The organism is Candidatus Uabimicrobium helgolandensis, assembly GCF_041508025.1.
Taxonomy (GTDB): domain Bacteria; phylum Planctomycetota; class Uabimicrobiia; order Uabimicrobiales; family Uabimicrobiaceae; genus Uabimicrobium; species Uabimicrobium helgolandensis.
The window spans coordinates 4745566-4758723 of record NZ_CP165719.1 but is presented as its reverse complement, the minus strand read 5'-3'; the positions used below and the strand labels follow the sequence as shown (position 1 = coordinate 4758723).

The 13158-nt window shown below is 35.4% G+C and carries 11 protein-coding genes; 7 read left to right on the top strand and 4 right to left on the bottom strand.

The window, feature by feature from the left end; all coding sequences use genetic code 11:
* Nucleotides 1-4 precede the first annotated feature (4 nt).
* Nucleotides 5-1084: a hypothetical protein gene (locus UABHE_RS17365; protein ID WP_372364498.1), complete on the bottom strand. Its 1080-nt coding sequence runs from the start codon at nucleotides 1082-1084 to the stop codon at nucleotides 5-7.
* A 441-nt stretch (nucleotides 1085-1525) separates the two neighbouring features.
* On the opposite strand from UABHE_RS17365, the gene UABHE_RS17360 reads away from it, so the two are divergent.
* From UABHE_RS17360 to UABHE_RS17330, 7 genes are all read left to right on the top strand, one after another.
* Complete coding sequence (locus UABHE_RS17360) at nucleotides 1526-2275, top strand: ParA family protein (protein WP_372364497.1); 750 nt, start codon at nucleotides 1526-1528, stop codon at nucleotides 2273-2275.
* Nucleotides 2276-3022, top strand: a complete 747-nt coding sequence (locus UABHE_RS17355; protein ID WP_372364496.1) for a ParB/RepB/Spo0J family partition protein — start codon at nucleotides 2276-2278, stop codon at nucleotides 3020-3022.
* A 109-nt stretch (nucleotides 3023-3131) separates the two neighbouring features.
* The gene (locus UABHE_RS17350) at nucleotides 3132-4910 is read left to right on the top strand and encodes a protein kinase (protein WP_372364495.1); all 1779 of its coding nucleotides are present in this window, start codon (nucleotides 3132-3134) and stop codon (nucleotides 4908-4910) included.
* 80 nt (nucleotides 4911-4990) lie between these two features.
* Nucleotides 4991-5674, top strand: coding sequence for a hypothetical protein (locus tag UABHE_RS17345; protein WP_372364494.1), 684 nt, complete (start codon nucleotides 4991-4993; stop codon nucleotides 5672-5674).
* 15 nt (nucleotides 5675-5689) lie between these two features.
* The gene (locus UABHE_RS17340) at nucleotides 5690-6565 is read left to right on the top strand and encodes a hypothetical protein (protein WP_372364493.1); all 876 of its coding nucleotides are present in this window, start codon (nucleotides 5690-5692) and stop codon (nucleotides 6563-6565) included.
* 84 nt (nucleotides 6566-6649) lie between these two features.
* Nucleotides 6650-9733: a S41 family peptidase gene (locus UABHE_RS17335; RefSeq protein WP_372364492.1), complete on the top strand. Its 3084-nt coding sequence runs from the start codon at nucleotides 6650-6652 to the stop codon at nucleotides 9731-9733.
* 54 nt (nucleotides 9734-9787) lie between these two features.
* Nucleotides 9788-10564: an inositol monophosphatase family protein gene (locus UABHE_RS17330; protein ID WP_372364491.1), complete on the top strand. Its 777-nt coding sequence runs from the start codon at nucleotides 9788-9790 to the stop codon at nucleotides 10562-10564.
* A 41-nt stretch (nucleotides 10565-10605) separates the two neighbouring features.
* Here UABHE_RS17330 and UABHE_RS17325 read toward each other — a convergent pair whose 3' ends face one another.
* From UABHE_RS17325 to UABHE_RS17315, 3 genes are read right to left on the bottom strand one after another with little or no spacing between them, the layout of a single operon-like run.
* On the bottom strand, nucleotides 10606-11028 hold the full coding sequence (locus UABHE_RS17325) for a YkgJ family cysteine cluster protein (RefSeq protein WP_372364490.1): 423 nt from the start codon (nucleotides 11026-11028) through the stop codon (nucleotides 10606-10608).
* Complete coding sequence (locus tag UABHE_RS17320) at nucleotides 11018-11764, bottom strand: RNA methyltransferase (protein ID WP_372364489.1); 747 nt, start codon at nucleotides 11762-11764, stop codon at nucleotides 11018-11020. The genes UABHE_RS17325 and UABHE_RS17320 overlap by 11 nt, the downstream gene beginning before the upstream one ends.
* Nucleotides 11764-13017 (bottom strand): hypothetical protein, encoded by a 1254-nt coding sequence (locus tag UABHE_RS17315; RefSeq protein WP_372364488.1) that lies wholly within the window; start codon nucleotides 13015-13017, stop codon nucleotides 11764-11766. Before UABHE_RS17315 ends, UABHE_RS17320 begins: the two co-directional genes overlap by 1 nt.
* Nucleotides 13018-13158 lie beyond the last annotated feature (141 nt).

The window sequence follows — 13158 nt, the reverse complement described above, 5'->3', positions numbered from 1 at the left end:
CTTTTTATTCGAAACCTAGTTTTGGAAGTGGAGGTGTGTATTCTCTATTCTTTGAAATTTTACTTTTTACCTTTCCACTGGTTAAGGCTTCATTCCTTTCTGTTTCGGCTGGCTTCTGTTTACCTAAATTAGTATTCGGAATTTTTTTAGCCGGTTTTTTTACGCGGCGCATCATTGGAAGATTACTATTCATTGAGAGAACTACTGAATTAAATACATGAAATAAGCGTGGTTCTAAATTTTTTATATCTTCAACAATATTTGTATTATGATGGTGTTTTTTACCATTTTCATTGTAGAATATATCATCTACCAAATCTTGCAAACAATCTTCATTTTTATTGACAAGATCATTTTCCACATTACGTACAATAAGCGTCCCACAATGGTAAAAATTCTTTTTAGAATAATCTTTCATTGTTGTAGCATACTCATCCAAAAATAAACTCCAGTTATCAACGATAACAATCACTAAGTCTTTTTTTTCTTTGCAGTCTTCCAATATTTCTATAAAGTCTTGCGGTGTTTCTTTTTGAAAATTGAAGTTATGTGTTTCTGAAATGTATGAATTTTTTTGTTTCATAATGGAACCAACTTCTGTTCCAATTGTTTCTGCATGCGGAGGATTAAAAGCCTTCCAATTGCGACGCCTAAGATCATAGCAGTTAAGATCGTCATTGAAAGAACACTCCTCAAAAGAAATATTTTGAGGTAAACATTGTCTTAACCTACTTTGCTCTTTATTTGTAATTACAACATAAATAACAGTTACAGATGTGCATCTGTCTTTTTCTTTTTTAGCGTAGACATCAATTTTTATTTTTGCTTCTTCAAGATATTTACTGTTAGGACTATATATACAGGCATTGTTTACTATGTCTTTTACTTTGTTTATTGTTCGAGTATTTGCATAAAGAAGTACTGAATTCCAACAACTTTTAGCATCCTTCGCAAGTGCTATACTTCCTAGATCAATGCACGTCATACCAGCCACTACGCGAATATGTTCTTCTTCATGAATTTCTTTGGCTAACAACCCTGCCACGTCGAATAAAAACCGAGCAGAATAATTTATACTCTCCATTGCTATTCCTTACTGATAACGCATATCGCTAAAATCTACCTAGCTCTAAACCCATTAATATTATAAACCAAAACTTTGTTTATTCGAAGATTTTTCCAATGAACATTGATATCATACCGCAACGCATAACTTGCTAGAAATTTTCAACTATTCCTGTCTCTGATTACCGTTTTCATCTACCTCTCTCTTATACGTCGAATTCCCAAAAGTCACTTATTTTCAGGTAGCTTCTTGTTTTCCTTTTTAGTTTTGGTATAATTTGTAACTATGCAGTGTTATTTAAGTCTGTAGCATATAAAATTTTACTATATTTTATAGTTCATTATGAATATATTATAGTTTTATTTGTCTACGATAAGTGTTAAAAGTAGAATAAAACAGTTTCTCGTTTTGCACTGTTTACATGCTCATTCTCTTTAAAAGAAGTGAAAGGAGATTTTCTTGATTATTAGTGTAGCAATTGAAAAGGGAGGGACGGGGAAAAGTCAAACAGCTGTGAATTTATCTTGTGCATTAGTTCGCTTTCATAAATTAAAAGTTTTAGTTGTTGATTTAGACCCTCAAGGTACTGCTTCTCTTGGATTTGGTATTTCACCTCTATCTACAGACACAAATACTATTTATGATGTATTGTCTGGAAGAGTTGATCCTCAGGACGCGGTATACTCGTATAACGATTCCGACCTATGTATAATGCCTGCTAACCACGAGCTGGCTATTTATGGTTCTAATGAATTTACTACAGAACTAGACAATCTTTTAAGTCCTATGAGTAATATTTTCGATTTTATTTTTATAGATCTACCTCCTACTCTAGGAAACTTTACAATGACCTCTTTGTGTCTTTCTGACTCCGTACTTATTCCTGTAAATGCTTCTTCTTCTGTATGTATAGTTGCTCTACTTAGTCAACTTCGTACAATAAAGACAACTGTAGAAGCAGTAAACAGCAAATTGTCTGTTTTGGGAGTTTTAGCGTGTATGGTAAATAACACTAGAATTTGTTCAGAGGTATTGTCTTGGTTAGAAGATGAATATCCTAACTTACTATTCGAAACAAAAATCCGCCAAAATATTAAGCTAGCAGAATCACTAGGATTGGGGGAACCAATTTTTGATTATGCTCCTGATAGTTATGGAGCGCTAGATTATAAAAACGTTGCAGCGGAAATTATGAGGAGGGTTACATAAGTGGATCTTTTACGCATGGTTGTAAAAAAGCGCTCAGAGGACAATACTCGAGTAAAAGATTCAGACTCTTTAGGCCGATTTGCTACGCGAGTAGCTAAGCTAAAAGGTGAAGGCCCTCTTGCATCGTCTGCTGAGCCAGAAGTGACTTTAGAAGTCATTGGTATTAATACCATAGACATTGAAATTCCAAAGAACTACATGCGAAAATCAGTCGGAGACCTTTCCCCTTTAGTTTCCAGCATTAAAATTTACGGCATACAACAACCGCTAAAAGTTATTAAACTTAGAGGTACAAATAAGTATCAGTTGGTATATGGTTTACGCCGTTTAGAAGCTGCTAAAAAAGCTGGTCATGATAGTGTTCCGTGTATTGTTGAACTCGTAACTATTGAAAATCGTTTACTGTCGTTATCTATGGTAGAAAATTTTGCGCGATTGGCTTTAAATCCTATCGAAGAAGCACTTGCATACCAAGGATTGGGTGACAAAGTTACCGACGAATTATGTCGCAATATAGGGAAAACCTCTGGATATATTCAAGAAGCAATTAGTTTATTAAGTTTACCAGAAAGTGTTCAAGAAGAAGTTATGGCAGAACCAGATCTCTACACATGGGGAATTCTGATGGTTTTAATCAAAACTTATAACACTTCAGGTGGACACGGTAGAAAATTGTTTCAAGCAATTGCAACAGGGAAAGTGAATACTGCTAAAGAAGCTGAAATTTTTGTTCAAAGTATTGGATAGGCATTAGTATTTTACATGTTAGGGAATGTAAAAAAATAATTTTGTATATTTTACAATTCTTAGTATTTGGCAAACCATTTTCTATAAATACAAGTAAGTTTAGATTTTAATGTCTAATAAGAAACAAAAACCCAATAAGAAAAAACATGAATTAGAGATTATACGCGTCGCAGAGCCTTTAGCGCCTTGGCAGGGAAGAGCACGTGACTATAAGCCTAACTTGAGTGATGATTTCAAAAAAAGGCAGAAGCTCAAGGCTCGCGATAAAATTCTTTTAATTGTTCAAAAACAAGCGGATAAAGACAAGTCTGATACTATCGAATACCGCTTAGAAATTGCTGCACCAGAAAATGAAAAGCAGGACAATGAATCTCTGATAGAGATGCAAAAAGTAATTACTAAGCAAAGAGCACACAAAAAAAGCTTACAAGAAATACTTGGTAAAGAACGTAAGAACAACAAAGCTTTAGAAAAAAAATTAGAAAAGAAAAAACAACAGTGGAGTTTAGAAAAAGAATCTCTGCAAAAAGAAAACCACAAATTTAAAGATAATATTGTTGCTCTGGAATCTCAGTTACAGATACTCAATCAACACACCCAGATGGTCATAAATAACTACAAATCCAAACTCCTACTAAAGCAGTCGCAGTACAGAGAAGAAAAAGGCAGTAATCTACAAATCGCGCAAGAACTACAAATAGAAAAGAAAAGACGCCAATCTTTACACTCCATCCTAGGTGAAAACGCTAAAGAAAATCGCGAAGGTTTGGAGAAACTTGTCGAAGTTTGCCAGGAGCGCGACGAATTGTTGCAAAAGTCAGAAAATTTACACAAAGAAAAAGTTTTGTTAATGGAAGATAGACAACTTCTACAGCAAAATTTTGATGCTTTAACAAAGCAACTAAATCTTTATGAAGAATCTTTTGCTTCACAAAACGAAATAGCTGAAAAACTACAAAAAGCACAACAAGAGGTAGAGCGTTTAGTAACCCAAAATGAACATCTACAAGATCAAGTTGAAGTTTACCGCAAAACAATAACTGGAAAATTTGTTGTAGACGAAATCATATCTGGTAGTAGAGGTATCTATACTATTGTTCAAAAGTATAAACGCGGGGGTATGGGAGATCTCTATTTAGCAAAACGACATGTAGATGAAGAAATCGTTGCGATAAAAACTCTTCAATTTTCGGATGAAGGGGATGAAAATAAGAGAATTTTGCGCTTTGTTCAAGAAGCAAGGATGATGTTGTATTTTCAACATCCTAACCTAGTTAAAGGGCTAGATTTTTATCAAACGCCTGATAAAGTCTTTTTGGTAATGGAGTATATAAAAGGAGATTCTCTCGAAGATGTCATTGGTGAACAGCAAGTGGAAGAAAAAAAAGCCGCAGATATCGTACTACAAGTAGCAAGAGCACTCAATTACTTAAGTACTTTGGGAATTGTTCATCGCGATGTAAAACCAGCAAATATAATAATCGATGAAAATCAAGTAGCAAAATTGATGGACTTTGGTATTTTTAAGTCTATTCATGGCAAATGCACACTAACAACATCTGGAATTATTATGGGAACCCCTTACTATTTGTCTCCCGAACAAGTAACAGACAATTACATAGACATAAAAAGTGATGTTTATAGTCTAGGAATAACTTTTTATCAACTTGTTACTGGCAAGGTTCCATTTCAAGGAGAGAATCAAGTAGAAGTGATCGCAAAAAGACTCACAAAAACATCACCACGTGTAAAAAAAGAAAATCCTAATGTTAGTAAAGTTTTATGCAACTTAATAGAAAAAATGATGGATTATAAACCAGCACGGAGACCTGCTCCTATCGATATAGTTGAAGAGTTAGAATCTTTCTTGGAAATTCAGAATTCGTAAGTAGACCGGCAAAAGTAGTGCCACTATTTTGGCTAGTTATTTAGTTTTAGGAGAAACAACGTTTAGTTGTTATCAAAGCAATGGAAAAAGACATATTAATTGTTGGCGAAGACCACAGTCAAACTCTCCAAGATGCAATAAGTAATGCAAATTATAAATACAAAATCGCAAATGATCTGCGAGGATGTCTAGATATAATACGCGAAGCTATTCCCAATTTAATTATTGTGGATCACGAAGCATTAGGGGAACAAAGCGTTGAAATTTGCGAAACTCTAAAAAAATATCCAGGCACGCAAAGAATACCACTTATATTCATTGCTCCCAAAAATGCAGTAACTTCTCTGCTTGAAGTTCTTTATATTCCAGTAGATGATTATATCTTTTTTCCTTTAGACATCGAAGATTTTAAAATACGCGTCCAAGTTTTAGTTGACTTACAAAGTTATAAACACAAAAAAACACTTATGTCTGTTGAGGAAAAAATAGGCGAGCTAGAAAAATTATTAGAACTTTTTCCCGATTACCATGCTGCTAGACAAGAATTAGGGGAAATTTACGAAAAGACCGAAAACACAGAAGCCGCTCTTAAAACTCTTCTAGGTCTAGCAGAAGGTTATTACCAACAAAACAACTTCGGAATGGCAATGGACGTTATTACTCGTATGAAAAGAATGATTGCCGAAAAAAGTGTACAGCTCAGCGGTGGAGCTCAGTTCCACGAAGCTTTAGAAAGATGTTTCCAAATATTAGGAAAAGAATAAGAAGTTATTTCTTGTATGAAAAAAAATATATGTATCATCGGAAACAATGGTAAAGAGTTTCATCTCTATAATCTTTATTACCGTAAAAATAAAAATGTTGCTTTTTTTGCATCACAACACGCAACAAATCATTGTCTATATCCGCTAGCTGGGAGACTATATCCAGAGGGAATTCCAATTTTACCTCTAGATACACTAGAATTACATATTAAAAAACATAACATTACCGACGCTGTTTTTGCTGGTAGTAATGTCACTTTTGAATATCTTAGCCTCTTAGGTAAAAAATTTTTTCGTTGTGGTATTGAATTGCGATATTCTCCTATAAAGAGAATAATGTTAGATTCTAACAAGAAAACCATTGCTATTTGTAATGCAATACCACAAACGAAAAACGAATATCATATTTCCCTTATCGCAAAAACTATTTACGAACAGAAAAAAAAACTGTCTTGGATTTTTTTGCCTTATTGCTATTCTAGTTTTTATACAAATCACATATCTATTAACCGCCCTAATTCATTTTTTCCTCCCATATTACAGAGAATACAGTCTTTATTCTATAAACTGAAACACAATGTTTTAGTTGGAAACAATTTTGAAGCTGTTATTCGAGAAGGTGAAAAACAAGGCGATATTATACTTGTTACTCCTCCAGGAAATGACTTTCCTCTTGTAAAACCAGACCTTTACATTTGTATTGTTTCTAAGCAGGATAATTTTATGTACCATTACCCTGGGCGCATTAATGTCGAAATGGCGAACATTATTATTATAGATGATGAATCGCAAATCCAAAAAATACGAATTGTAAATCCGCAAGCACAGATTATATTTAAAAGCATAGAACAGCAATTATCACAAATATTGCGTAACTTTATCGATGCTTAGAAATGACTTTATTACCTCCTAACTTAACTTTAGTAAGTCTATGGGGAAGATAAACGTCGCACACCCTAAGAAATGGAGTATATTTTGAAAGGTTATTATCGTTTCCCAACTTTAACCGAAAATAGTGTATTTTTTGTTTGCGAAGATGATATTTGGAAAGCCCCTTTAAAGGGGGGAGTTGCCAATCGTTTCACCAAAACACCAGGTATTACCTATGATATGGCTGTATCTCATGATGGTAAATGGCTAGCGTATTCTGCCGGAGACTACGGAAGTGCAGAGGTATATTGCATTTCCGTTGACGGCGGAACTGCTAAACGCTTAACTTTTCATCCTTCTCTTTGTACTGTAGTTGGTTGGGATGGCAACGATGTACTATTTGCCAGTAATATAGAAGGCTCTCATTCCAAGGACACAGCTATTTACCGTATTTCAAAAGATGGTGGCCACTGGCAAAAACTTCCATTTGGACTAGGTAACAGGATAACTACCGCCGAAAATGGCAAAACAGTAGCAATACAAAGAGGTTATAGTGATCCTGCAACATGGAAATCATATGGCGGAGGACGCACAGGGAAAATATGGTTAAAAACATCAGAACAACCATTTAAACAACTTACCAAAGACCAACAACATCATTCTGTACCAATGATTCATAAAAAACGCGTTTACTTTTTATGCGACACGAAAAAACAAGGAAATATTTTTTCTTGCGATTTCTCTGGGAATAATCTCACCCAACACACTTTTCATGAAAATTTTTATGTTCGTCGCCCAAATCGATTTGGTAATAATATTGCTTACCAACTTGGTGGCGAAATCCATGTTCTAAATTTGTCCGACAATCAAACTAAAAAAATCGAAATTGAAATTCAAAGCTGCGGAAGTTCTTTGCGCGAGAAATTTGTTTCCCCAAGCAAATATCTTTCCGGTTACGATCTTTCACCTTGTGGTAATAAAACCTTACTAACGACACGCGGACAGCTGTTTTGTATGAAAAATTGGCAAGGAGCTGCAATAAGAATAGGCGAAAAATCGATAAACCATCGTTTTGCTCATTGGAGTCATGATGGTGAACGTATTGTGGCGGCGGTTGACTCTTCCGGTGAAGAAGAAATTATAGTTTACGATAAAGATTATAAAGAAATCAAACGCATCGCAAATATCGGCCGCGGAGGATTTATTGAGAGAATACTACTTGCTCCCAAAGGGGACAATATTGCTGTTGCTATACAATCAGAGCTATATGTTATCGACTTACTAACGGAAAAAACAACGTTAGTCGACAAAGGCCAAGCGCGTTATTTTAGAGATTTCTCCTGGTCCCCTGATGCTACCTGGTTAACATATTCAAAATATGAAGAAGAAATATATGCTTCTATCTTTTTATACTCTCTTGACAATGAATCTGTTACCAGAGTCACAACTCCTGATGCAAATGATTATTGCCCTCGCTTCTCTTCTCATGGTAAATACTTATATTTTCTTTCAAAGAGAGTATTAAATCCTTATGCTGATAGTATGCAATTTGAATATAGTTTTCCTGAATCAGCAAAACCATATATGGTAATACTAAATAGTAATAGTTTTTCTCCATTCTCATCGATGTTTGAAGACGAAAAAACAGAAGAAGGCGAAGTTACTACTCACATTGATTTAGAAGGTATTGGAGACCGCATTGTTGAAATTCCTGTAAAGGAAGGTTTATATTTACAATTAACATCACACGAAAATAAGGTTTTTTTACTTAAAAAACCTCTCGAAGGCCGTCTTGGCGCTCCTAAATTTTGGCAGGACAGAGATAAACCAGTTCGCAAACTAGTTATGTACGACCTAGCAAATAAAAACGAAGAAACTGTTGTCGAAAAAATAACAGCTTATTCTCATTCTTACTCCAATAAAAAAATGGTACTACGCGTGGGGAAATCACTATGTGTTGTAAATGCTGGTAGCTCATACAAAAAAATGTACGAAAAACCAAGTGAAAAAAGCGGATGGATCGACTTAAAAAGAATTAAAATTTCCATTACTCCACATAGTGAATGGCATCAAATCTTCTTGCATTCTTGGCGACTACAGCGTGATTTCTTTTGGAAAGAACTCGACAACTGGGAAAACGTACAAAAAAAATACTTACCTCTAGTGTCGCACGTGCGAACGCGCAGCGAATTAACAGATGTAATTAGCGAAATGCATGGTGATTTAGAAACATCTCACGCATATACATTCCTTGGAGACCAGCCGCCTTTAGTATACCAAAGAATAGGTATGTTAGGTGTGCGCACTGAACTTGTAAATGATCAATTTGTTATCAAAGATTTTTATCGCGGTGATTTAGCTCATCAAGGTAAGGGGTGTCCTCTTTTAGAACCAGGAATGAATGTCAAAGAAGGCGATATTATACTAGCTGTCAATGGTCAAAAAATTAACAAAGAAAATCACCTACAAAAATCTCTAATTAATCTGGCAAAAGAAGAAGTCGAATTAACAATTACAAACAAAGAAAAACAGCAGAAAAACATAACAGTCAAGGCTCTTATTTCAGATGTTTCCTTGCGCTACAAAGACTGGGTAAATCAAAATCGTAACTATGTAACAGAGCAAACAAATGGCAAAGTTGGTTATCTACATGTTCCCGACATGTCAACCGAAGGCCTCATTTCTTTTCATCGTGATTTTCTATGGCAATACACATTAAGCGCTCTTATTGTAGATGTTCGTTTTAATGGTGGTGGTAATGTATCTCCCCTTCTTATAGAAAAGCTCCAAAGAAAAGTAATTGCTCATTTGAAACCACGACGTGGTAAAAAGATTTTCTACCCGCGCGAAACATTACAAGGTCCGGTTGTCGTTTTATGTAATGAATATACAGGTTCAGATGGCGACATTTTTTGCCAAGTATTTAAAAGCCTCAAGATTGGTACACTAATAGGTACCCGTACATGGGGCGGAGTCATTGGCATAATAAATGACAAGGAGCTAATTGACAAAGGAATTGTCACCCAACCAGAGTTCGCTTTTTATTTCAATGATGGTAGTGAAATCGAAGGCATTGGCGTCGAACCAGATATCTATATTGAGAACACACCACAATCATACTCCGAAGAAAAAGATTTGCAACTCGACTGTGCAATTGAAACTTTGGCAAAGCAACTTGAAGCGAAATAGCTACAAAACACATATTGAAAAGTAGAGAAAAAACAACTTTAAAGGAAATATATTTTGCGAAATGAGTATACTATTTTTGCCCAAGAAGTATGCCTAGAAGCAAGTAAAATTCTTCTAAAATTCTATGGGCAACTAAGCGAAGACAATATCACTAAAAAAAATAAGCACGACTTTGTTACCGATGCCGACAAATCTTCTGAAAAGTTAATCGTGCAACGAATAGAACAACGTTTTCCCTTGCATGGTATTCACGGCGAAGAGTTTACATCAAAGCAAGCTCAAAGTGAATACACTTGGTTTATTGATCCTCTAGATGGTACCACCAATTTTGTTCACGGCCATCCATTTTTTGCAATTTCAATGGGTTTAAAGCGCGGTGAGCAGCTCGTTAGTGGTGTAGTGTATGTTCCTATCCTCAAAGAGATGTTTAGCGCTTCCGTAGGGCAAGGAGCCTATTTAAACAATCAGCCTATAAGTTGTTCTACAACAAAAATAATTGAAAATAGTCTACTTGCTACAGGGTTTCCATACAAAAAAGCGGAAATAGAGCGCAATAATCTCAGTAATTTTAATAAAATTTTACCACAAGTTCGTGGGATTCGTAGATGCGGAGCAGCAGCCATAGATATGTGTTATGTTGCTTGTGGTCGCTACGATGGTTTTTGGGAGTTATGGCTACAACCACATGATGTTGCTGCTGGAACTGTTATTATCGAGGAAGCAGGGGGACTTGTTAGTGATTTTAATGGAGGAAAAGACTATTTGTTTTCCGGTAATATACTAGCGACAAATAAACATATTTATGAGCAATTAAAAAATAATGTTTGTTAATGCTTAAATTTTGTTAAGCAGAACAAGTTGTAGAGGTATATTCAGTCTTGATCTTGCTTTCGAAAATCTTCTATTTCAGTAAAGGAATATAGTCTACCGCTATTCATTCCTGGACATTTACTTGCTTCTTCGTCCCAAGACTTTTTATTCTCAAGAAGATCATTCCAAAAAGGCCACGCTTTGCACTGCTGTGGCTTCACTTTGTTGATGGCACAAAGCGCTAAACCATCTTCACCGCGTCTTAAAAAAATACAATCGCCATTATCTCGCTCTACTAAAGAAAAACGTTGACCTATTCGCCGTAAATAGCGGCTATAGTGAGGAATATCATTGTCTTGTAAATGATTCTCGATAGACTCAATTTCTTGAGGAGAAACCCATACGTAACCAGGTTGTCCACTGCAACAGTTACCACACTGTTTGCATGAAAACTTTAAGCCTTCTTCGTACCACTTACTTTCCATTGTTGTGTCTTTTTTCTGCATATGTAAATTGGCTAAATAATTTTATAAGTACTGCCATTTCGTGTTCTTCTAAACCTGTACGTCCAAAAATTCGGCGCAGTGATCCCATGAAAATAGAAGAGTCATTGTTTTTGTGACGAAAGCCTGCTGAATCAATCATACGCAGTACAACAGAATAAAAATTTTCCATTTTTTCATTGTCAATGAGCTCAGGGTGATTTGTACTCTCGTATTTGATTTTAGTGGTCATAAAAAACTCATAGCAAACAAGCATAACCGCTTTCGATAAATTAATAGCTGGATAATCGCGAAAGGTCGGAATGTTAATGAGAAACGAACATTTTTTTATCTCTTCATTGTGTAAACCTATGTCTTCGCGCCCAAATAAGATAGCAACTTTGTTTGTTGCACAGTATGGAATCAACACCTTGCCGATCTCGCGAACACTATAACCCTCTATTTTATAGCGTACAGTGTCATGTGAGGTTGCTAACACCGTTGAACAATCGCTTACAGCATCATCAATGCAAGAGAAAACCGTACTTGATTCTAGCATATCAATTGCTCCATGAGCCAACTTGCGAGCATCTTCAGATAAATGATCTCGCTTCGGGTTCACTAAACGCAAATCACTAATACCCATATTTTTCATTGCTCTTGCTACAGCCCCGATATTGCCAGGCGTTATTGTTTCAACTAAAACAATCGCAATATTATCAAGATTAAGTGTTGTCATTAGGAAATAATCGTCCACACAATGAAAGAAATAATAGCTAGAAGTACTAAACGAATAACAATAACGAGACCATCTGTCGAACCTTTTTTGATCATTAAGTGTTCAGTAGTAATTTGCATTGGATTGTAGTTTAAACTTTCTTTTTCGCACAGATACTCAATTTGCTCACGACTTTCCTTGAGGCCCATTTTTGTCATTGAGCGGAATAGGTATATAGCTTCCAATGTTTTACCTTGCTTTAAAATTCGCAAGATAACTTTTTTATTTTTCGTTGGCAAAGTATCTATTATCATGTCAAAACTTTGCACTTTAAATTTTTCTTGGCGCGCAAATTTTTTGATGATTTTTTGCGCTTGGCGAATAGAAAGCGCTTTAAAATTTTTGCGTAATTGTCGTACCGACTCCATCGTTTTACCTTCGCGTACTAAAGATGTGATTTCGGTTTTTTGCTGCTCACTGATTTTAGATATAACGCTATCAGAAGAAATGCTCTCATCAGGAAAAACTAAAAAATCGAAATGCCCTCTTTCTTTTTCTCGCCCAGAAATTTGGTAACCAAAACGATTTTCAGTGTCATTTTCAAAGAGTACCCACTCCCATGTATCTGGATATCCATCAATGTACTCAACTTTCAAGTTTGATTGTTGTGCTACACGAGATATTTTTTGCGTTTGTTTATTTTCACTAGTGATTGTTCTTTTTTCTTCAGGCTGCTCTTTCTCTTGCTCGTTTAATTCTTCTTTACTTTCTTGCTGCTCTCCTGGTAGAGGCATGTATTCCATGTCAATATCGATGTCCACTTCAGACGCAGGTTCTTCTATATCTATTCCTGCAACACCTACGATTTCAGGTTCATATCCCAAATCCTCTATCTCGTCATCCTCTTCTAAATCAGAAATAATTAACTCTTCTGACTCATCATCCTCTAACTCGTCTATTTTTGAAAGTCTTCCTGACGATTTTCGATCATCAAACAAAGGGATACTAATGGTTTTATAAGCGGTTTTTTTATTTTTTTTCACTGATGCTTCAGCCGTAGTTTCTGGAGGTTGAGAATCTTCAATAATATCCAGACCACTTTCAATATAAAGCTCTGTTGAACTCAACGATTTTAAGGCATTATCATCTTCATCATCAAAAAGAGGTATTGGCTTTGTATCTTTTATTGCGTCTATCTTTGCCTGCTTCAATTGCTTTAAGAAATGTGACGGACGAGGAAAATGGTTATTTTCAGGTTCAAATAAAACAGGCATTGCACATTTCTCACAAATAGTTACTTGTGAGATTAATTTATTTGAACATTTACGACATTTTTTCATCATGCTATGGCGAGGAAACCTTTTTTTGAAAAAAAGGCAGGAATTATAACCCACCTGGGTATGAAACCTTTTTTA